Genomic DNA, 20,875 nt, shown 5'->3' with positions numbered 1-20,875 from the left:
GTATTTACTATGAAAGCACAACCATTTTTATTCGGATTAACAACAGGTATAATCGGAGGCGCAATTGCGGTCCTTTTGTCAACACCTCAATCAGGCCAACAATTACGTTCTACAATACTTTCTAATACTGATAGTGCAAAACTTAAGCTTCAAGATGTAAAGCATCAAGTCAACAATGTTAAACAATCTGTAGGCACTTTAACAAATGAAGCGAAAAATAATATACCACAAATAATAAATGATCTAAAACATTCGATTACTGTCTTTACACAAGAAATCGAACCGACAAAGAATAATTTACAACAAGAAATAGATGCATTACAGAATTCAATTAACGAAATCGAGAAAAACATTGCACAATTCACTGATAAAAAGAAAAAACCAGAAGAAAAGGCACAGGCATAAAGTTTTATAAAACGGTAATAAAACCTGTTTTTTTACCAAAAACAATATTCAAATTGTTATTTTTTAACCACTTTTCAATTTTTTAATTTTTCTAACTTTAAACTTTTTTTCTTTATTGCTATAATAATTTTAAAACGTTAAAGAAAGCAGTAGGTGATGGCTTTGTCAGAGGAATTATACACTCAAAAAGAAGCAATGCTATACAGTCAAAGAATTGCACAATTATCAAAAGCTTTATGGAAAGCAGTTGAAAAAGATTGGCAACAATGGATTAAACCATACGATTTAAACATTAACGAGCACCATATTTTGTGGATTTCATATCATTTAAAAGGGGCTTCCATTTCAGATGTAGCCAAATTTGGTGTAATGCACGTTTCAACAGCATTTAACTTTTCAAAAAAGCTAGAGGAACGTGGATTATTAAAGTTTTCAAAACGCGATGATGACAAACGAAATACTTATGTAGAACTAACTGAAACAGGGACAGACCTTATTATTGAAATGAATAGCAATTATCATAACACATACCATTCTGTGCTGGAGGGCTCGTTAGCTTTGAAAGATTTATATGGTCGCTTCCCAGAATTTTTAGATGTAATGGCTGTTATTCGTAATATTTACGGTGAGGACTTTATTGATATTTTTGAACGTTCATTTCAACACTTCCGTGATTCCTTTGACACGTTAGAAGAACGTTCTACTGTAAAAGGATAATATATGCTAAAAAAGGAGGCATTTCAGAAACATTTCTGAAATACCTCCTTTCTCTTGCAATCTTATAGAAATCAATTTACATTGAATAGGAACCTTCCCTATTATGGAGTTGATATTTAACGTGCACTGTTGGAAAATTTTAAACCTTGAACATCATTATGGAACGACTCGTATTATAATGATGGCTGTTATTGTTTTTCTCACTGTCTTTTCCGTGTCCTATGTGACATTTAATTTATTTAACGATGAATATTATAATGATCATTTATTTTGGCTATTTGTTATTGCCGTCCTTGCTCTTTATCCTATTCATAAATGTTTACACTTTCTAGCATTATATGACTTACGCCAGCATCTCAAATTACGTGTACGGAAACAGTTTTACGTTATTCCTATACTGCATATGCGCATTCGTGAGCCATTATCGAAAAACCGCTATATTTTCGCATTACTTACACCTTTTATTGTATTAAATACAATTATCGTCATTAGTACATGGCTTCTGCCTGCCTATACACATTATGGAACATTACTTTTAGCGTATCATTGTAGTTTATGTTTAATTGATATTCTTTACGTGAAATATTTGTTGAATTCACCTAAAGATGCCCAAATTGAAGAAACACCGAAGGGCTATGAAATTTTAGTACCGCCTACAATTAACTGATTCGCTTGTACTTGTGTTTTATTAATGTTTTTTGATATGCTAATAATACTGAAAGAGGGGAGGAATAGACTTGCTATTAATGATTGTAGTTCTATTCTCGGTATTCTATTTATTTCAAATCAATCGCATGACCTACGCACTGTGTATGCGACGTGAAATTCCCGAAGAAAACCAACCAAAGATATTCCGAACTATCAATATACTTATCACAATTTTACTTGTTTCATTTTACGTAGAAATTTTGTTTGCAGTCTAATGTAGTTGCATCCGCGCCAGTCCGCACGCGGGTCATGTATTTAAAACATCCATGCAGCAATGGGAAATTAATTGAAGCCAAAATTCTTTCGGCCTCGACCCGTGCGTGCGGAGCGAATGCCTAGATATTGATAAGAAAAGCTAAGGAACAGCATATCCTTAGCTTTTCGGCATTTTATTAATTAGTATAGGAACGCTGCACCAACAATAATTAATAAAATAAATAACACAACTAATAAAGCAAAGCCTGAGCCGTAGCCACCGCCACCACCGTATCCTCCGTTGCTCATAACTTCACCCCCTTTCTTTTCTATATCCTATGCGCTTTGAAAATTGAAATTTAGGCTATACTCAAGGGGGAACCATTTTGTTTTTAAAACGTTTATGTTATAGTAAAAAATGGACGAAATGAATTAAGGAGAGAATATCCATATGAAAAAGACTGTATTATCTTTAACATTAGCAGCCTCAATTTTAGCTCTTGGCGCTTGTAGTGGAGGCGACAGCAAAGCATTAGTTACATCTAAAGTAGGCGATATTTCAGTATCTGATTTTAATGAAAAAGCAAAAACTTTAACAGGCTCATATGTATTACAACAAATGGTGACTGAAAAAGTATTAGCAGACAAATATGAAGTGACTGACAAAGAAATTAAAGAACAATATGATGCAACTGCATCACAGTTCGGCGATAGCTTTGCACAAGCACTAGCAGAAAACGGCTTAACAGAACAAGGCTTTAAAGATTCTTTACGTGTACAACTTCTACAAGAAAAAGCTTTAAAAGACAAAGCCATTAAAGAAGAAGACGTAAAAAAATATTATGAGCAAATGAAAACAGAATTAAACGGTCGCCATATTCTTGTAGCAGATGAAAAAACTGCGAAAGAAGCGATTGAAAAAATTAAAGGCGGCGCTTCTTTTGCTGATGTTGCAAAAGAATACTCAACTGATACTGGTTCTGCAGCAAAAGGCGGAGAGTTAGGTTGGTTTACAGTTGGTTCTATGGTAGATGAATTCAATGACGCGGCTTATGAACTTCCATTAAACACATTAAGTGAGCCAATTAAATCAAGCTATGGCTACCACGTAATTGAAATTACGGAAAAGCGCGATGTAAAAGATGTAGGCTCATTTGAAGATGAAGAAGAAAAAATTCGTACAACAATGTTAAACAAGCTTACTCAAACTGGTGAAGCACAAACATTGTTAAAAGACATCATTGCCCAATTAGCAAAAGATGCTGACTTTAAAACATCTGATAAAGAATTAAAAGAAGCATTAGAGTCTTTTACAACAACAAGTGAAGAACAAGCAAAAGCAGATGAAGAAGCAGCTAAAAAAGCAGCAGATGAAAGTAAAGACAAAGAATCTAAATAGTCATTGTTTTACTATATGAAAAAGGGTTACGCCATCAAAGGCGTAACCCTTTTCGTTTTACTCAATATTTGGTTTGTAAAATGATCGGTTATCGAGTGGGAATAGTCTCTCTGTAAATTCTCCAGGAGCTGTTTTCCCTAATGCACGCGTAAGCATATTCATTTTCGCATCGATATTATCAATATAATGTAAGATTTCCGCTTCTTGAATCATAGGTTTTTTCGGGCTTCCCCATTCTTCTTTTCCATGATGCGATAACACTAGATGTTGTAACAGCATCACTTCTTCGCCTTCAATTTCCAGCTCACTAGCAATTTTGGCAATTTCATTGACCATAATCGTAATATGCCCGAGTAAATTACCTTCCACAGTGTACATTGTTGCCACTGGACCTGATAATTCAACGACCTTACCGATATCGTGTAAAATAATACCCGAGTATAATAGGTCCCGATTTAACGTTGGATATAAATCAGCAATGGCTTTCCCTAGCTTTAACATCGATACCATATGATCTAATAAGCCTGATGCATAGTCATGATGGTTTTTCGTTGCTGCAGGATATACTAAAATAGCATCCTGATGCTTTTTAATAGCTGCACGTGTGATACGTGAAATATTTGGATTTTTAATATCAAAGAAGAATTGTGTCAATTCCTCATAAAGCTGTTCTTTTGGAGTAGCAGCAGAAGGAACTAAATCATTAACGGCAATTCCCTCCTCAGGCTTTGCCACACGAATCGTTTTAATGCGCAATTGATTTTTGCCACGATAGTCATGAATTTCTCCCCCTACATGTACTATCGCCTCTGCATGATACATTTTTTCATGGTCTTCGTTTGTATCCCATAGTTTTGCTTCAATATCTCCACTTTTATCTTGTAGTAACAGCGACATAAATGGCTTCCCTACAGTGGTAACCCCTTTTGTCGATTGTTTAATTAATAAAAATTGATCAACTGATTCTCCAACTTGGAGCGTCGTAATACCTTTCATGTTGACGTCACTCCCCTTTCATTTGCTAGTGCTCCTAGATCGACAATTTGCTCTTTTTGCCAAAGTTCGAGCATCTCTTCATGGCAAGTAAAATACAAAATTTGACGTTCATATCCTACTTCTTTCATTAATTGTACCATTTTGTTTGTACGGTTTCGATCAAAATGGACAAATGGATCATCCATTATAAACGGAAATGGCGCTGAAGTTGCAAGGGTTTTCGCTAATGCCATTCGCAATGAAATATAGACTTGCTCCTTTGTAGCTTGTGATAATTCTGCTACATGATAGCGTAAGCCAGAAACCGCATGCGCTTCAAAATAGCCTTCCTCATGAATGAAAAGTTTATCGTAACGACCACCTGTTAACGAATGGAAGAAAGCATTAACCTGTGTAAGTACATGTGGTAATTTTTCTTCACGCAAACGGAATAATGTTTCATGAATAGCTGTTGCTAACGCTTTTTTAGAAGCCCATTGTGCCATTAGCTGTTGCAATATTGCTTTCTCTTGCTCAAACTGTTGCAACAATAAACCATATTGTTCATCGTTAAGTAAATGTTCCTTCTCAATCTGCAAGGCTGCTCGCTCTTCCAAGCAATGCTCAATTTCTATTCGTAGAGCATTGCGTACTTCTTCCAAAGCTTGTATTTTTTCTTGAAGTTGTTCCGCACTTAAAAAGCTTTCTTGCTGTTGCATATCTAATGAGTCTAATTGATATTGAATCGCTTGTAGTTCGGACTGCAGCTTTTGCTGAAGTTGATATTGTTCATATGCTTCGTAAAATGCGTTTTCTGATTCTACATTTGCGTCAAGAAATAATTGTGCTATTGCCGCTTCATAGTTTACTAAAAGTGGTTGTACTTCTTGTATTTTTGAATCGATTTGAGCAAGTTGTTCCTTTGTTTGCAGCATCTGTTGTTGTGCCTGCTGAATTGCAAAATAGGTTGAGCGTAGATGGACAAAAATTTCCTGCTCACTATACTCATTTTTTAAAACTTGTTGTAGCATTTCATAAAGCTCTTTTTTTTCAGATTGTATAACATGTAATAGTTGATAGATGCTTGTTTTTTTAACTACCAACTCCTGTACCCCACGAATACGCATGAATAACTCTGGTAATAGCGAGCGTGGTACATTTCCCTCTAGGCGGAAACGCTCCAAAAAGTTTTGCAACGAATGAGTTGCCTCGGCGCTTACTTGTTCAGCTTGTTGTATTTTAAGTTCGAGCTGTGCATACTGTCGTTCTTTATCACGCTGTTGCTCATTGGCTAGTATCCATCGATCTTCAAGCCGTTGCTTTTTCACAAGTAATACTTGAACAATATTTTCTTCTTGCTCTAGTTCTCTCAGTAATTGACTATTGTGCTCTGGAGGTCCATCCTCTGCTTGTTTCGCTTGTTTTAAATACAATAAAAATAGTAACGATAACATAGCCCCAATAACCATTACAGCCCAATTTTTTTCTAAGACGCCATAAATAAGCGCAACAATGCTTATAGCTAACACAAGCATAACAAAAAGCATTGGTTGCTTTTGTTTCGAGCGTTGCGATTGAACATGACGCAGTTGTTCCAAGCGCCCCTTTCTCTGAGGCCACTTTGCTAAAATATGTTCTTCTTCAGCGGATAATGACTCCTGCTGAAGTTGCTTTTTCTGCCGAGCAATGCTATCTAGTTCCTCGTGTATTCGCTCTAAAGATTGTAGATAAGACTTTAGCTCTTCCTCTGCTTCGTGTAATACAGTCAACTGCCGTTGAAATTGTTCCTCTTGTTGCAAAGAAACTGTTTCCTCTATAAGAGCTGCTTGAGCTTCCATTTCGTGTACACCCAATAAACGAAACTGGGCTTCAACGTCTTGCTCTAGTACAAACAGCTCGTCCTGAAGGTTCTGCTCTTTAACGAGGAGCTGATTCCAAGTTGCTTCTTTATTCATCAGCCTAGCCATCTCGTCAATTGCTTGTTCATCTGCCGTCAATTGAAGCTTACTTTTTAAAGCTTGATATTGTTCCTCTAGTTGAGTTAGCTGTAATGTTTCGTGCGTCAGTCGATCTTTTAACTGTTCATAACGTCGAATTCCTTCTGGAGGGAATTGGACATGTTCATAATTTTTAAATGATTGCTGTAAAGCATCTTGCTGCTCAATAAGTGGCATTGCCTGTTTTATGACCGTCAGTTGTTGCCAATCTTGTTGCAGCGTTTTTTGTTGTTTATTTAAATCCTTCAGTCTTTGCTCAAGTTGCTGTAATTTGAGTGATTTATCTTCAAATGTATGAATTGTAGCCTGTTCTTTTTTAATGGCTTTTTCAAGTTGCTTTAAATTTTCGATTTTTTGATTGATGATTGGCAGTTTACCAGATTTTTTAAAAAGCTCTCCAGCGTCTTTTTCTAATTTTTTTTCAAGCGCAGATAGCCGATGAATGCCAGTCGTCCCTGATGCAAGCAATAGATGTGTCAGCTCGTCCTCTGACATTTTTTCGATTCCTTGCAATTCATGAATTGAAAAGGAAAAAATCGCTTCAAATGATGAACGTGAATAGCCGTACAAAAGCTTGGCTAAAAGCTCGTCATGCCCTTTCATACCATCTTCTGTATAGACAGTAACATCACCAGTAGCCTTTCCTTTTACACGTTCAATTGTACATTGACCATATATTGGGTGAAGTATGGTTAGCTGACCCCCAAATTTCGGTGATGTTTTTGGCTCATATTTTCGCTGGCTTTGCTGTTTTGTTGGAAATCCAAAAAGCATCTGCAAAATAAATTGTTGAATAGTCGTTTTGCCTGCCTCGTTCATGCCATAAAAAATCGTAACACCGTCTTGCAAAGAGATTGTGATATTTTCATGCTTACCAAAGCCGTAAATATGGATTTTCTGTATCGTTAGCAAAGTTTTCACGCCCTTTGAATTTCATCGGTTAATAACTCCTGCGCATCAAGCTTCAAATGTTCGATTTCCCGTTCAGTTAAAGGTTCTACAAATCTTGCCCCACTTGCATGCTGGTACAAATCCTTTAAAATATCTTTCCAATCCGAAATATCCCACTGTTCCATTACACTTATTACTGATTCAGTCATCGCAGTTGACTCATATGAAGATGAAACTTTATGCAAAATAAGCTTCTGCACCCATCCCATTGGCTCAACCCCCTCTTCTGACTCCCGAATTGTTTCAAGCCATTCTTCTACCGAAGCATGTTCAAATAACGCTTCACTTTCTTCATCTATATTTTTCAAATGAAGCTCAATTACGGATGCTCCATATGCCATTCGATTAGTAGCGATGGCCTCTTCACATTTTAGTAGTAATTCATTTGCATGAAGTACATCGGTGCAATCCACCTCCACTATATTATAGACAACAGCAGAAGTTGGTATAAAAGTTAATTCAGCAGATGTTTGCGATAAGGTTACATCGTAAAAACCTTTCACTCCCTGCTCATTTCGGTGTCGACTTTGAATATTACCTGGATAAACGATCGGCGGTTCCTTGTGTAATAGCTGTCGTTTATGAATATGACCAAGTGCCCAGTAATGGTATCTTTTTTCAAGAAGTTGCTCTTTTTTAAATGGCGCATATACCGCATGCGAAGAATCACTTGCTTCACTGCCATGCAGCATCCCTATATGAATTGCATGCTGATCATGTGCAACAGGATAATTATCAATCATCGATTCCTTGACATGGCGCTCACCATAGCTAAAGCCATAAATATTTACTTGCTGACCTCGTATTTTTAATTGCACAACACTTGTATCAGCTGGTAATTCGTAAACATTACTCGGTAAAGCAAATCGTGTCCAAGAACCATGTAAGTGGTCATGATTGCCATAACTGACTATGACGGGAATGTTATGTTCAAATAGCGTCTCCATTGCTGCTTGAAAACGTCTTTGTGCCTGTAAACTGCGATTTTCGCCATCATAAAGATCCCCTACAATAAGCAGGAAATCTGGTCTTTCTTCGATTGTCTTCTGAATAATTTTATCAAATGCTTCAAAAGTACTTGCTCGAATTTTTTTTAGATTCTTCTCAGGTAATCCAAATAACCCTTTAAAAGGACTATCTAAATGTAAATCTGCCATATGGAAAAAACGAATTGCGGACATCCAATCACCTCTACATATTAATTAAACCTTTGTTCATCATTTCGTCTAGTTTTTCGTTTTGCGTGTACAAGGCAAGGAAGATTTGAGCCATGTATAACAAGAGTATTCAAAAGCGAATATTTGTTCTATTTTATCATACTTCCTGTTAGATGAGAAACGAATTGCTAGACTATTCAGCATCATGTTGTACTAAATTTTCCACAATTTTCGTAAATTATCGAAATATTCGCTAGATATACCGTGAAGTTTATATTTCTTCTATGTATAATAGTTATATATTCAAAAAAAGGTGGGGTTTGTTTATGAATAATTATCGTTTTACAGCTTTTGAAAAAACTGGGGAAACACTTTTTGATGAAACTTGGACATTTGAAAGCGATGAAGCTGCAAAAGTAAATGGTCAACAACAAATCGTAGAAAAGGGCGTTGCTGAAAAAACACATCGCCTTGTCAACTCTTCTGGAAAATTAATATTATTCCATGTTTAAACTATGAGAGTAGAAAGACACCTAAAAAATACTAGGCGTCTAACACAGTAACAATATTTTTAAATAGCTTTTTAAAGAAAAATGGCAAGCCCCACCACGTTTACTTTTATGAACAAGCACAGAGCCTCCGAAACGGAATCTCACTTGTCTCGCTACAAAAGTTTATGTGATGGGGCTTGCGTCGTGTTCAGACTGTAAGCCAAGCTACATGTTTACTGTCCTACAAAGACAGGTGTTCTTTTCTCAACAAATGCATGTATACCTTCTAAATGATCAGCCGTTTTACGCATAGCAGATTGCCCTTGTGCTTCCATCGCTAAAATATTTTCTAACTGTGGCAAGTTTTGAGCATGTAAAATCTTTTTCGTCGTAATCATTGAAGCAATTGGAGATGCTAGCATCTTTCCAACTAATTGATCAGCCACTGCAAAAACGGACCCTTCAGGTGCCACATAATCGATTAAGCCTACATTGTGTGCCTCTTCGGCTGTAAGCACTTTGCCTTCCCAAATCATTTGCTTTGCTTTCACAGTACCAAGTCGTTCCTTCATAAAGAAATGACCACCACCATCTGGAATTAACCCAATCCCTATAAAATTCATAGCTAGCTTACTATTTTCACAAGCAACTACGATATCTGCCCCTAGTGTTAAGCTAAAGCCTAAGCCTGCTGATGCACCATGAACCGCAGCTATAACAATCATCGGTAGTTGATAATACGCTTTGACGATACGTGTTAAATATACCATCGCCTCATCAATATTTAATGGCTTAGTTGGATCAAGCATTGCCTTAATATCACCGCCCGCAGAAAAGACCTTCCCTTCCCCACGAATAACTAAAACCTGTATTTCTTGCTCCTGCTGTAATGCTTCAAAACACTTAGCTAATTCACGCATCATTACATCGTCCATCGCATTCATAGCCTGTGGTCGATTTAGTGTTAATGTAGCACGACGCTCTAACTTTTCTAATGTAATTGTTGAAAATTCCATGTCCTACACCCCCGAATATGAATAGTCATTCACTATGTACTATTCGTGTTTTTTCTGAAAACTCCTTCTCTCCTACGCAAAATAGTCGTTGTTATGCTATATTTAATGTCGAATATTGAAATTAAAGGTGGGTATTTTTGTGTCACAAAAGGACTTTCGTGTATTACTTTATTATAAATATGTTGCTATTGAGGACCCAGTAGCATTTGCCGAAGAGCATTTAGCTTTTTGTCAAGAAGTCGGTCTACTTGGTCGGATTTTAGTAGGCTTAGAGGGCATTAATGGTACGGTTTCTGGTACGATTGAGCAAACTGAAAGCTACATGAATTATATGAAAGCAGACCCTCGTTTTAGCGATATAATGTGGAAAATCGACGAGGTAGAAGGACATGCCTTTAAAAAGATGCATGTACGACCTCGTACGGAGATTGTACACCTTGGCTTAGAAAATGATATTAACCCTTTAGAATTAACTGGAGATTATTTAACACCAAAGGAATTTATGACTCGTATGCAAGAAGATAATACGGTTATTATTGATGCACGTAACGATTATGAATTTGACCTAGGACATTTCCGCAATGCGGTGCGTCCTGATATTGAAAGCTTCCGTGATCTTCCTGCTTGGATGGAAGAGCATAAAGAAGACTTTGCTGGTAAAAACATTTTAACTTATTGTACAGGTGGAATACGCTGTGAAAAATTCTCTGGCTGGTTAAAACGAGAAGGCTATGGTGAAAGTGTCGGGCAACTTCATGGTGGTATTGCTACGTATGCGAAAGACCCTGAAGTGAAGGGACAATTATGGGATGGCCAAATGTTTGTTTTCGATCGTCGCCGCAGTGTACCTATTAATCAGGTTGAGCATGTAGTTGTTGGTAAGGACTATTTCACAGGTGAACCGACAGAGCGCTATACAAACTGCGCTAATCCTGAGTGCCATAAATTAATGCTATGCGAGGAAAAGCATGAGGCATTTTATATGCGAAGCTGCTCTGACGATTGTCGTCGCGCAAAACGTAATTTCTTTGTCGAAGAAAATGGATGGACAAAAGAGCAAGTTGAAGAACAAATAGCAAAAATTGCACAGGCTAAAATTGTTTGAGTGCCTGACACTTTCGTGCAGTATAAAGTAAGCCGCAACAAGGTCTGTTGCGGCTTACTTTGCGTGCGTTCCTACAGGATCTTGCGTGGATTTTTTTCAGAATTGTTTGAGTGCCTGACACTTAAGGTTGTTTTGCTAAATAGCGGCCTACTTGTCTTCCGCTAAATAAACATCCGCCGACAAACGTTCCTTCCAAAGCTCGGTAACCATGTACACCGCCCCCTCCGAAACCACTCACTTCTCCTGCTGCAAATAGTCCTGGCACTAATTGTCCATCCATGCCAAATACAGCTCCATCTAAATTCGTCTGCAAGCCCCCTAATGTTTTTCGGGTTAAAATATTTAATCGCACTGCAATAAGTGGCCAATTTTTTGTATCTAAAATTTTATGAGGTTTTGCAACCCGTACTACTTTATCACCGATATATTTTCTCGCCCCGTATATGGCATTTACCTGTAAATCCTTCGTGAATTTATTGTCCATTTCACGATCCCGTGCTAATATTTGCTCTTTAATTTTAATAAAATCTAGCAAGTCATTCCCAGCAAGCTTGTTCATGCCATCTACTAGCTGTTTTAAATCGTTTGCAATAACAAAATCCTCACCTTGATTTTTAAACGCTTGAATCGGTGCGGGTGGTCCTGGCAAAATGCGTTTCATCAACTCTGGTATGCTTTTATTCGTTAAGTCAGGATTTTGCTCTGAACCTGATAAGGCAAACTCCTTTTCAATGATTTTTTCCGTTAAAATAAACCATGAATAATCATAACCTGTTTTTTGAATTGCCTCTAATGTACTTAATGTATCAAACCCTGGAAAGTTCGGTGCCCCAAAGCGATTTCCCTCGGCATCAAACCATAAAGATGAAGGACCTGGTAAAATACGAATACCATGGTTTGGCCAAATTGGGTCCCAGTTTTTTAAACCCTCTGTATAATGCCACATCCGATCACGATTAACGATACGCCCACCAGCATGTTCAGTAATCTCTAACATGCGTCCATCTACATATGCGGGTACACCACATACTATATTTTTAGGCGGCGTCCCAAGGCGTGCAGGCCAATTTTTACGTACTAAATCGATATTGGCCCCAATGCCCCCACTTGCTACAATAACTGCATTTGCTTCATAGGAAAAAGCACCTACCCCAATGCGTGAACTTTGCTCTCCACGTTGGGCAAAACTTTCAGCTAAAATTGTGCCACTTATGCCCATAATTCGTCCATCCTGCTGGATAAATTCATCTACACGATGTCTCGGCTTAAAATCAACAATTCCTTCCTTTATCGCTTTCTTCACTTTATCTGCAAAAGGCTTTACAATGCCTGGTCCCGTTCCCCAAACAATATGAAAGCGAGGAACCGAATTCCCGTGACCTCCCGCCAATGAGCCACCTCGTTCAGCCCAACCAACAACAGGGAAAAATTTTATGCCTAATGATTTAAGCCATGCATATTTTTCACCTGCAGCAAAATCGACATAAGCCCTTGCCCATTTGTAAGCCCAACTATCCTCATCTTCCAAACGATCGAAGCCAGCAGTACCTAGCCAATCCTGCCACGCAAGCTCTTTGCTATCCTTAATACCAAGCCTTTTTTGCTCTGGTGTATTGACTAAAAATAGCCCACCAAAAGACCAAAATGCCTGGCCTCCCATTGAATTTTCAGGCTCTTGGTCTACTAATAGTACACGTTTCTTTGCATCTATTAATTCACAGGCTGCAACGAGTCCCGCCAGACCAGCTCCGACAATTGCTACATCGTATTTCATCCCAACACCCCCGAAAAATCGAAATCCATCTTTCTTTACATACATTCTTCTCTTATTGGCGCTTTACCTCCTTATCTTTTGATAATTTCGTCAAAAATATGGCATTAGCGAAATGTTCGCATTCCGTCTTAATTAAAGAGAGTTTTAGGAAAATAATCGAATGTACGACAATTATTTCTCAAAAATTTTTTATCATTTTATACTCGCTTAATCCTTATATTATCTGTCTTGACACATTCGTTAGCGCTTACAATGTCCACTGCAAAAAGACGAACGATAAAAGTTGTAATTCAATATATCGTTCGTTTATATGCAGTTTTCAGACTTTTGAAGCGAGTGATTTTAATCTTTTTTTGAATTATTGTTGACAAAGGTGAACAATAGGGATTATGATGTTAACAAATTTAATCACACAAAAATATAACGACGGAGACACGCTAGTCGCAAGAAAATCCAAAGAGAGCTGATGGTTGGTGTAAATCAGTGATTTCTACGATAAAGTTCCACTCCCGAATAGACATGCCGAAACATCCAAAAGTAAGCCTGTCCGTCACATGCACGTTACGCATATAGCTAAGACTGTATCGATTTTTTTCGAGCAGTAATTAAGGGTGGTACCGCGAACCTATATTTTTCAGCCTTTCGCCCCTTACGACACAATAGTTGTGTTCGTAAGGCGCGGAAGGCTTTTATATTTTTTCGAAAAAAAGATTGTTTACATGCTGTAGCATCACCCCTGTGGACTACTCATTTAGACATCACTACTAATTTTTTATTAAAAGGAGCTAATTACAAATGACTACTGCAACAAAAACAATTAACGTATTTATCGCTGATCCACTAAGTGAAGATGGTATTTTTCCATTACGCCAAGAAAAAGAATTAGACTTAAACGTTATTATCGACACTGGACTAGCACCAGAAGAATTAATTGCCAAAATTGCTGATATAGATGTATTACTAGTTCGCTCTCAAACAACCGTTACGCGTGAAGTAATTGAAGCGGCGAAAAGCTTAAAATTAATCGGTCGTGCTGGTGTAGGTGTAGACAACATTGATCTAGCTGCTGCAACAGAACACGGCATTATCGTTGTGAACGCTCCAGACGGTAACACAAACTCTGCCGCTGAACATACAATCGCCATGATGACTTCACTTGCTCGTCATATTCCCCAAGCTTTTAATACATTGAAAAACGGTAAATGGGATCGTAAATCATATGTAGGAGTAGAGCTTAAAAACAAAACGCTTGGAGTTGTTGGATTCGGACGTATTGGTGTAGAAGTAGCTTACCGTGCAAAAGGTCAGCGTATGAATATTATGGCGTATGATCCATTTTTAACTGATGAACGCGCCAATGAGCTAGGTGTTACGAAATCTACTGTCGAGGAAATTTGTGCCGCGGCAGATTTTATTACAGTACACACACCATTACTACCAGAAACACGTAACCTTATTAACAAAGAAAAGTTTGCCATGATGAAAGATGGCGTACGTATTATTAACTGTGCTCGTGGTGGTATCATTAATGAGGATGACTTATATGATGCTATCGTCGAAGGTAAAGTAGCAGGTGCAGCATTGGACGTTTTCGTTTCTGAGCCAGCAACTGATCACAAATTATTAACTTTACCACAAGTCATTGCGACACCTCACTTAGGTGCATCTACAATTGAGGCACAAGAATCTGTTGCAGTTGACGTATCAAACGATATTATTAAATTTTACAAAACAGGTACAGTGACAAACCCAGTAAATATGCCTTCAATTCCGAAAGAACTACTTGCTCAAGTAGAACCATTCTTTGAATTAGCTGAAAAACTTGGTTCATTCTTATCTCAAATTACAGCTGAGCCAGTTAAAGAAATTAATCTATCTTATGCAGGTGAAGTAGCAAACTATGATGTACGTCCTTTAACTTCTAATGCTCTAAAAGGTTTATTAGCTAAAAACCATGGCAATCACGTTAATGATGTCAATGCTCGTTACTTATCTGAACGTATTGGCATGAAAATTAACGAACATAAAACTACTACTGCAAAAGGCTTCACAAGCTTAATTACAGTTGAAGTAAAAACGGCTACTGAAACACATACTGTTGCTGGTACATTATTAAATGGCCTTGGCGCACGTATTGTAAAAGTAGAAAATTACGTAGTAGACGTTGTACCAGAAGGACACCTTCTTTACATTAAAAACACAGATAAACCAGGGGCAATTGGTCGCGTTGCAACAAAATTAGCTGAAAAAGATATTAATATCGCAACAATGCAAGTTGGACGTGCTGAAGTTGGTGGAACAGCTGTAATGATGCTAACAGTCGATAATATTGTTACGGAAGAAGATTTAACATACGTTTCACAACTTGAAAACATTGACGAAGTGAAAGCAATTGATCTTTAATGACTAAATTACTAAAAGCAACTAGAGTTTACACTCTTGTTGTCTTTTGTAATTTTATGGTTAATGTTCTACGTATAGAGGGCAACGCTACTGTGATAGCGCACATTGCCTAAGCTCTATAAACGTAGCTGGAGAATTTATCGGCGATTTCCTGCATTCTATCGGCGATTCATTAAGCTTTATCGACAATTAGGAGTTCTTACTTTCGTCTTGCTATACTCTTCGAGCATCCCCTCCATATGAAGCGGTTTGCCATAATTATAGTAGACTGCTAGCAATTCATATCAAGTTGATTGGAGCGAAGGGCGGGCGACTCCTGCGGGAAAGCACAGAACGTAAGACGCAACAAACCGCGCGTTAGCGAGGGTTGCGGCTTACGTGTGTGCCCGCGGAAAGCGCCCGAACGTAGCGGAAATCAACGGCAGTAGACATCTATTTTTATTTTAAAATGAAAAAAGACTGTAGGCAAACTCGAAATTTTTCGAGTTTGTCTACAGTCTGAAAGGACTGATTAGTTATTAATCAGTCCTTTTATGCATATTTATTTTTTGTTGCACTAATTCATAAGGAGGATTAAAGCTCTTTCACAAGTTTTAAAAAGGCTGTTAATGAATCTACCTCATATGTTGGCGTGACAGCTCCTATTGGTACATTGTTTTCACGGTTAATCCAAACATTACGCATGCCGACTCTAGATGAACCTAAAATATCTGTATTTAAGTTATCGCCAACCATAATTGCCTCGTCAGCAGTAATGCCCGCCTTTTCCATGACATGCTCAAAGATGGACGCATCTGGCTTCCCTTTTCCAAAATCACCAGAAATGATGATATGGTCAAAATACGGAGCAATTTCAGGTGTAATTTCTAACTTTAAATTTTGTAAGCTCGGTGCGCCATTCGTTAATAATATAAGTTGATATTTACCTTTCAGTTCATCTAAAACAGTAAAAGTATCTTCATATAAAAGTGGCGACACTTTACGTTCTGCTACAAAACGTTCGCCTAGTTCGGCTCCAAACTTTGCATCGTCAATTCCAAGTGCAGCTAAGCCCTTTGTCCACGCTTCTGAGCGATATCCAGGCACAATTTCTTTCATCTTTTGAAATGAATCGGTTGGATCATCAAATGTTCCCCAAAGTCCTTCGAATGGATTAATACCTATTAACACCGTATAGTCATATGTTTCGTAGCTTTCATAAAGTGCACGTGCTTCTTTGCGCACTGCCTCCTCTAATTCAGTTGAATCCACCGTATGTATTGTTGCTGCGTATGCGCATGTTTTTTCAAATGCTGTTTTTACAGATTTTTTGTCCCATAACAACGTATCATCCAAATCAAAAATAATTGTACTTATTGACATTGTGTCAGCTCCTAGCTTCTTTTCTACTTGAACAAAAAGCATTCATATCGCTTATTTTAGCATATTTTCAAAATAGTTAGCATAGTTAAATCGTAAAAATCCACTACGCTTTCCGCGGGCACAGTGTAAGCCTCAACCCCCGCTAGCGCACGTATTCCCGCAGGATTCTCCGTGGATTTTTACTTAGTTAGCGCTACTGGCATCGCCATTTTAATTCAGAATTGTTTGAGTGACTGGCACTCAATTTTTTCGGCGTAATTTGTCCATTAAACTTTGCATTTCGGCCTTCTTTTGCTCTGTTTCTTCTTTTAATATGTCAATATGGTAAGTGTTATCAATTTCTTTAATTAAGACGCGATCACCAGCTTGTAACGATTGATTCACAGTGTTGATAGGTAGAATTAGTTGCTCAACTTCCTCTGGATATTTTAAAAAAATTGCATAGCCATCTTCAATGCGGTCTAATGTGTATTTAGTCGAGTTCACTTACAACTTCCCCTTTCGCATTAAGTAATTGTGCACTATCTCCATCATTTAGCCAAATCTGTCTTGTTGTCCACTTTAAATAATTTTGCCCCTCACGTGCTGTCGTTCCGCTAGTGACATAAATCGTTTTTCCTGGCTGTAATGATACATTAGGAAAATTAAAAACTTGATTCCCTTCTATTGATACAAGTTGCCAATCCTTTAACGAAACTGTATCTTGACCATTGTTTTTTATAGCGACTATTTCCTCTATTAAATCCTTGCTAATAATTTCTACATCTTGTTTCAAACTCGGTTTTTCAGCAATGGCACCTGACCACTCTTTCGCACTTACATTATAGCTTACCCCATCTGTTGAAACAGTAACTGTTCCAGCCTCGGCTGTTGCATAAATTTTACTTCCGATCGCCTGTAAACGCTCTACAACTTCAGCATGTGGGTGTCCATATTTATTGTCTTTACCATAACTTAATATAGTTACTTCTGGTTGCACTGCTTGTATAAAGCTTTGAGAGCTACTTGTATTGGAACCATGATGGCCTGCCTTTAAAATAGTCGCCTTCACATTTTGTTGCATCATTTCTTTTTCTAGAGCTACACCTGCGTCACCTGTTAATAAAAATGAAATATTTCCATAGGTAACTTTTAGCACAATCGATGCATCATTATTATCTGAGGCATCTTCGTTAGCATTCAGTACTTTTATTTCTAGTTCATCATCAAAAGCAATGCTATCTCCCGTTTTCGGCACATTATACGGAATATTTTTCGTATCAATAAGTGATAGCATTTCTTCAAACGTTTGTGATGTATGTACTTTCCCAGAATCATAAAACTGTTCAATAGGGATCGAATTCAATACAGGGATTAAACCGCCAATATGATCCGCATCTGGATGTGTCGCGACGACTATATCAAGCTTATCTATACCAAGTTCATTTATATGTGAAACGACCTGTTGCCCAGCCCCTTTCACACCTCCATCAACGAGCATCGTTTTACCATTCGGTGACTCAATTAAAATTGAATCGCCCTGTCCTACATCAAAAAAATGCACACGCATTTCATGGCCAGCTGCCACTGGTATTTTTTCTGTTTCTAATGCTGATGTACAACCTGCTAATACAAAAATACAAAGGAGCACAGCGAATATTTTTTTCATTACATATCTTCCTTTCTATTTTCTATTATACAAAAAAAGAGAGCGAACCCGAAGGCCGCTCTCTGCTAAAGCAAATTAAACTAAAATCCACCACAAAATCATCGTAATCACAATCGTTACAAGCCCCTGTAATAGTGTCGCAACAGTTTGGGCTTTGTAGGCTTGTGTCACTTCCATTCCACTATACTGCGTAATAACCCAGAAAAAGCTATCATTTACATGACTAACAGTCATTGCCCCTGCTCCTATTGCCATTACCACCAATGCTAATGGAACAGCTCCTTCAATACCAAGCGTCATAAGCATTGGAGCTACTAGAGAAGATGTTATAACTAACGCTGTTGTTGAAGAGCCTTGTGCTGTTTTTAACGCAGCCGCTACGATAAATGGTACAAGTAGGAATAGGCTTCCTGATGCAAACATACCTAAATCCATTTCTTGCAACATTTCACCAACGCCAGCATTTTTAATAACCGTTCCAAAAGAACCACCCGCTCCAGTAATTAATAAAATCGGAGCAGCCTCTTTTAAGCTATCACCTATCCAACCAGTTAACGTTTTTTCACTTATTTCAGGTAATAACAACATCGCTGCTGCTACACCTAAAAATAAAGCAACTGTTGGTGATCCTAAAAAACGTAAAATCATATTAAACGTAGCTTCGCTATCCCCAACTAATGCTGCGATTGATCCTAGCCCGATTAACACAATTGGAAGCACAATCGGTAAAAATGATTTAAACGTTGATGGCATTTTACCAAATGATTTAATGATTTCTTCATAATCCAATGCCTCTAAGTCATCTTCAGGCACACGAATTTTTGTTGCTACTTTAACTGACCATAAATAGCCTACAAAAGTCGCTGGAATTGCTACTAACAATCCAATAACAATTACTGTTCCTAAATAATCTGCTGCCCCTATATTACCAGCCGCTGCTATTGGCCCTGGTGTTGGTGGCACTAATACGTGTGTAGCAAAGAGCCCTGTAGCCAAAGCTACAGCCATCGAGGCAATCGTAACATTTGCGCGCTTTGCTAATGATTTTTGTAAACTCGATAATATAATAAACCCTGAATCACAGAAAACAGGAATGGATACGATATAGCCGATTAAAGACATTGCTAATTGCGGACGCTTTGGCCCAACAATTCGCAATACCACTTCTGCCATACGATAGGCAGCCCCTGATTTTTCTAAAATAAGTCCGATAATTGTTCCTGCTATAATGACTAAACCAATGCTTGTCATCAAGCCTCCAAATCCAGTATTAATACTTTCAACAACCGTTAATAATGGCATTCCAGAAGCAATGCCTACAAAGAATGCACTAATTAATAGTGCTAGAAACGGATGAAGCTTTAGCTTTGCTGTTCCGACTACAACAAATATTACCCCTATTAAAATAATAACGAACAACATTTACTCATCCCCCATATTTACATAATTCTCAATTATTTTTTTCGTTTTTAGACGAATTAAACGATAAGGCTCTTGCATTGCTTGCTGGACAGTAGTCGATTCGTCTACTAACGATTCCACAACAGCAAAATAATTGAGCAAAATAGACTTATCCTCCTCATCAATGGCTCCAGACAATAGCATCGCCTGTGTGTTTGTTGTTTTTGCAGCCATTGCCACCCCCAATGGCGCCTTGCCATGTAATGTTTGGCGATCTGATTTACCTTCACCAGTAAGAACAATTTGTGCGTCTTTCAACTGTTTTTTTAACTGGACAGCCTCTATAACAATATCTATGCCTGCATGAAAAGTACCATTTAAAAAGGCAATTAATGCACCACCTACACCACCAGCAGCACCTGCCCCTTTATAATCATGTAAACGTATGTGATACTGCTTTTCCACAATATCTGCAAACTGCTTTAAGCAATTATCAAAATAAGTAATTTCATGCTTTTTCACACCTTTTTGCGGGCCAAAAATAGCTGTAGCGCCGCGCTCTCCAATCAATGGATTATCTACATCACATGCAATTGTAAATGTTGCTTCAGACAATCGTGCATCGAGCTGACTATTATCAATGGATGCTAAATCTAATAATGCTGACACGCCATTCGCAATAGATGTCCCATCATCTTTTTTAAACTGTAAGCCTAGAGCCTTTAATAAACCAATACCAGCATCGTTTGTGGCACTACCGCCTATTCCAATAATAAATTTTCGAAACCCTTTATTCAGTGCTGCCATTATTAACTGCCCTGTCCCATATGTTGATGCCAGCTCAGGATTTTTTTCACTGTCCTGCAACAGCATAATTCCAGAAGCCTGTGCCATCTCGATGACACAAGTTTCATCATCTCCAAGCACACCGAACTTTGCTTCGATTGTTCTGCCTAGCGGATCGAGCACATTTTCTGAAATATACTTACCTCCCGTTGAAGCAATAAGGGATTCTAGCGTACCTTCTCCACCGTCTGCCACTGGTAAAATAACTGTTTCAATCGATTGATCAGCATCCATGATTCCTTCATGCATCGCATTCGCAACTTCAAATGCAGATAAAGTACCTTTATAAGAATCTGGACAAATTATGACTTTCATTTGATACCCC

At 37.9% G+C, this 20,875-nt stretch carries 19 protein-coding genes and 1 other annotated feature; of the genes, 8 read left to right on the top strand and 11 right to left on the bottom strand.

Annotated elements, in window-relative coordinates; all coding sequences use genetic code 11:
• The first annotated feature begins 9 nt into the window (after positions 1 to 9).
• From JNUCC52_RS17465 to JNUCC52_RS17450, 4 genes are all read left to right on the top strand, one after another.
• Positions 10 to 405, top strand: a complete 396-nt coding sequence (locus tag JNUCC52_RS17465) for a YtxH domain-containing protein (protein WP_173479807.1) — start codon at positions 10 to 12, stop codon at positions 403 to 405.
• A 156-nt stretch (positions 406 to 561) separates the two neighbouring features.
• Positions 562 to 1,122: an HTH-type transcriptional regulator Hpr gene (locus JNUCC52_RS17460; RefSeq protein ID WP_029747195.1), complete on the top strand. Its 561-nt coding sequence runs from the start codon at positions 562 to 564 to the stop codon at positions 1,120 to 1,122.
• Between the two features lie 121 nt (positions 1,123 to 1,243).
• Entirely contained in the window at positions 1,244 to 1,789 is a 546-nt protein-coding gene (locus tag JNUCC52_RS17455) for a DUF3267 domain-containing protein (RefSeq protein ID WP_337980428.1), read from the top strand.
• A 70-nt stretch (positions 1,790 to 1,859) separates the two neighbouring features.
• The gene (locus tag JNUCC52_RS17450) at positions 1,860 to 2,045 is read left to right on the top strand and encodes a hypothetical protein (protein WP_010857338.1); all 186 of its coding nucleotides are present in this window, start codon (positions 1,860 to 1,862) and stop codon (positions 2,043 to 2,045) included.
• 181 nt (positions 2,046 to 2,226) lie between these two features.
• Here JNUCC52_RS17450 and JNUCC52_RS17445 read toward each other — a convergent pair whose 3' ends face one another.
• Entirely contained in the window at positions 2,227 to 2,334 is a 108-nt protein-coding gene (locus JNUCC52_RS17445) for a YjcZ family sporulation protein (RefSeq protein WP_080647610.1), read from the bottom strand.
• A gap of 142 nt (positions 2,335 to 2,476) precedes the next feature.
• Between JNUCC52_RS17445 and JNUCC52_RS17440 the strand changes: the two genes are divergently transcribed.
• Positions 2,477 to 3,424 carry a peptidylprolyl isomerase gene (locus tag JNUCC52_RS17440; RefSeq protein ID WP_173479809.1) on the top strand — a complete coding sequence of 316 codons (948 nt, stop codon included), beginning with the start codon at positions 2,477 to 2,479 and terminating at the stop codon, positions 3,422 to 3,424.
• Positions 3,425 to 3,481: 57 nt separating this feature from the next.
• Here the strand turns inward: JNUCC52_RS17440 and yhaM are convergent, their stop codons facing one another.
• The 3 genes from yhaM to JNUCC52_RS17425 are packed head-to-tail and all read right to left on the bottom strand — an operon-like array spanning position 3,482 to position 8,528.
• Positions 3,482 to 4,420, bottom strand: a complete 939-nt coding sequence (gene yhaM, locus JNUCC52_RS17435; RefSeq protein WP_173479810.1) for a 3'-5' exoribonuclease YhaM — start codon at positions 4,418 to 4,420, stop codon at positions 3,482 to 3,484.
• Positions 4,417 to 7,317 carry an ATP-binding protein gene (locus tag JNUCC52_RS17430; RefSeq protein ID WP_337980427.1) on the bottom strand — a complete coding sequence of 967 codons (2,901 nt, stop codon included), beginning with the start codon at positions 7,315 to 7,317 and terminating at the stop codon, positions 4,417 to 4,419. The genes yhaM and JNUCC52_RS17430 overlap by 4 nt, the downstream gene beginning before the upstream one ends.
• Positions 7,314 to 8,528, bottom strand: a complete 1,215-nt coding sequence (locus JNUCC52_RS17425; RefSeq protein ID WP_337980426.1) for a metallophosphoesterase family protein — start codon at positions 8,526 to 8,528, stop codon at positions 7,314 to 7,316. Before JNUCC52_RS17425 ends, JNUCC52_RS17430 begins: the two co-directional genes overlap by 4 nt.
• Before the next feature lie 302 nt (positions 8,529 to 8,830).
• Between JNUCC52_RS17425 and JNUCC52_RS17420 the strand changes: the two genes are divergently transcribed.
• Positions 8,831 to 9,016, top strand: a complete 186-nt coding sequence (locus JNUCC52_RS17420) for a YhzD family protein (protein ID WP_173479813.1) — start codon at positions 8,831 to 8,833, stop codon at positions 9,014 to 9,016.
• Between the two features lie 212 nt (positions 9,017 to 9,228).
• Here JNUCC52_RS17420 and JNUCC52_RS17415 read toward each other — a convergent pair whose 3' ends face one another.
• A complete protein-coding gene (locus JNUCC52_RS17415) occupies positions 9,229 to 10,011 on the bottom strand; it encodes an enoyl-CoA hydratase (protein WP_337980425.1) in 783 nt (260 codons plus the stop codon).
• A gap of 139 nt (positions 10,012 to 10,150) precedes the next feature.
• Between JNUCC52_RS17415 and trhO the strand changes: the two genes are divergently transcribed.
• On the top strand, positions 10,151 to 11,116 hold the full coding sequence (gene trhO, locus JNUCC52_RS17410) for an oxygen-dependent tRNA uridine(34) hydroxylase TrhO (protein WP_337980424.1): 966 nt from the start codon (positions 10,151 to 10,153) through the stop codon (positions 11,114 to 11,116).
• 121 nt (positions 11,117 to 11,237) lie between these two features.
• Here trhO and JNUCC52_RS17405 read toward each other — a convergent pair whose 3' ends face one another.
• The gene (locus JNUCC52_RS17405) at positions 11,238 to 12,890 is read right to left on the bottom strand and encodes an FAD-binding dehydrogenase (RefSeq protein WP_173479816.1); all 1,653 of its coding nucleotides are present in this window, start codon (positions 12,888 to 12,890) and stop codon (positions 11,238 to 11,240) included.
• Positions 12,891 to 13,304: 414 nt separating this feature from the next.
• Positions 13,305 to 13,543: a binding site (T-box leader), on the top strand.
• 142 nt (positions 13,544 to 13,685) lie between these two features.
• On the opposite strand from JNUCC52_RS17405, the gene serA reads away from it, so the two are divergent.
• The gene (gene serA / locus JNUCC52_RS17400) at positions 13,686 to 15,293 is read left to right on the top strand and encodes a phosphoglycerate dehydrogenase (RefSeq protein WP_337980423.1); all 1,608 of its coding nucleotides are present in this window, start codon (positions 13,686 to 13,688) and stop codon (positions 15,291 to 15,293) included.
• Between the two features lie 573 nt (positions 15,294 to 15,866).
• Here the strand turns inward: serA and JNUCC52_RS17395 are convergent.
• The 5 genes from JNUCC52_RS17395 to JNUCC52_RS17375 form a co-directional block, all read right to left on the bottom strand.
• On the bottom strand, positions 15,867 to 16,655 hold the full coding sequence (locus JNUCC52_RS17395) for an HAD family hydrolase (RefSeq protein ID WP_337980422.1): 789 nt from the start codon (positions 16,653 to 16,655) through the stop codon (positions 15,867 to 15,869).
• Between the two features lie 240 nt (positions 16,656 to 16,895).
• Complete coding sequence (locus JNUCC52_RS17390; protein ID WP_173479819.1) at positions 16,896 to 17,141, bottom strand: DUF3006 domain-containing protein; 246 nt, start codon at positions 17,139 to 17,141, stop codon at positions 16,896 to 16,898.
• A complete protein-coding gene (locus JNUCC52_RS17385; protein WP_173479820.1) occupies positions 17,128 to 18,303 on the bottom strand; it encodes an MBL fold metallo-hydrolase in 1,176 nt (391 codons plus the stop codon). The genes JNUCC52_RS17390 and JNUCC52_RS17385 overlap by 14 nt, the downstream gene beginning before the upstream one ends.
• Positions 18,304 to 18,378: 75 nt before the next feature.
• Entirely contained in the window at positions 18,379 to 19,725 is a 1,347-nt protein-coding gene (locus tag JNUCC52_RS17380) for a GntP family permease (protein ID WP_173479821.1), read from the bottom strand.
• Complete coding sequence (locus tag JNUCC52_RS17375; protein ID WP_173479822.1) at positions 19,726 to 20,865, bottom strand: glycerate kinase; 1,140 nt, start codon at positions 20,863 to 20,865, stop codon at positions 19,726 to 19,728. It abuts the gene before it with no gap.
• Positions 20,866 to 20,875: the final 10 nt, after the last annotated feature.

Origin of the sequence: Lysinibacillus sp. JNUCC-52 (assembly GCF_015999545.1) — a bacterium.
Taxonomy (GTDB): Bacteria; Bacillota; Bacilli; order Bacillales_A; family Planococcaceae; genus Lysinibacillus.
This window is presented reverse-complemented; position numbering and strand designations above follow the sequence as displayed.

What these genes read in the sequence shown, in the direction of transcription:
- JNUCC52_RS17465 (WP_173479807.1), top strand. Translation starts at nt 10, where the DNA reads ATGAAAGCACAACCATTTTTATTCGGATTAACAACAGGTATAATCGGA.
- JNUCC52_RS17460 (WP_029747195.1), top strand. Translation starts at nt 562, where the DNA reads ATGGCTTTGTCAGAGGAATTATACACTCAAAAAGAAGCAATGCTATAC.
- JNUCC52_RS17445 (WP_080647610.1), bottom strand. Translation starts at nt 2,334, where the DNA reads ATGAGCAACGGAGGATACGGTGGTGGCGGTGGCTACGGCTCAGGCTTT.
- JNUCC52_RS17440 (WP_173479809.1), top strand. Translation starts at nt 2,477, where the DNA reads ATGAAAAAGACTGTATTATCTTTAACATTAGCAGCCTCAATTTTAGCT.
- yhaM (WP_173479810.1), bottom strand. Translation starts at nt 4,420, where the DNA reads ATGAAAGGTATTACGACGCTCCAAGTTGGAGAATCAGTTGATCAATTT.
- JNUCC52_RS17425 (WP_337980426.1), bottom strand. Translation starts at nt 8,528, where the DNA reads ATGTCCGCAATTCGTTTTTTCCATATGGCAGATTTACATTTAGATAGT.
- JNUCC52_RS17420 (WP_173479813.1), top strand. Translation starts at nt 8,831, where the DNA reads ATGAATAATTATCGTTTTACAGCTTTTGAAAAAACTGGGGAAACACTT.
- JNUCC52_RS17415 (WP_337980425.1), bottom strand. Translation starts at nt 10,011, where the DNA reads ATGGAATTTTCAACAATTACATTAGAAAAGTTAGAGCGTCGTGCTACA.
- JNUCC52_RS17405 (WP_173479816.1), bottom strand. Translation starts at nt 12,890, where the DNA reads ATGAAATACGATGTAGCAATTGTCGGAGCTGGTCTGGCGGGACTCGTT.
- serA (WP_337980423.1), top strand. Translation starts at nt 13,686, where the DNA reads ATGACTACTGCAACAAAAACAATTAACGTATTTATCGCTGATCCACTA.
- JNUCC52_RS17395 (WP_337980422.1), bottom strand. Translation starts at nt 16,655, where the DNA reads ATGTCAATAAGTACAATTATTTTTGATTTGGATGATACGTTGTTATGG.
- JNUCC52_RS17385 (WP_173479820.1), bottom strand. Translation starts at nt 18,303, where the DNA reads ATGAAAAAAATATTCGCTGTGCTCCTTTGTATTTTTGTATTAGCAGGT.
- JNUCC52_RS17380 (WP_173479821.1), bottom strand. Translation starts at nt 19,725, where the DNA reads ATGTTGTTCGTTATTATTTTAATAGGGGTAATATTTGTTGTAGTCGGA.
- JNUCC52_RS17375 (WP_173479822.1), bottom strand. Translation starts at nt 20,865, where the DNA reads ATGAAAGTCATAATTTGTCCAGATTCTTATAAAGGTACTTTATCTGCA.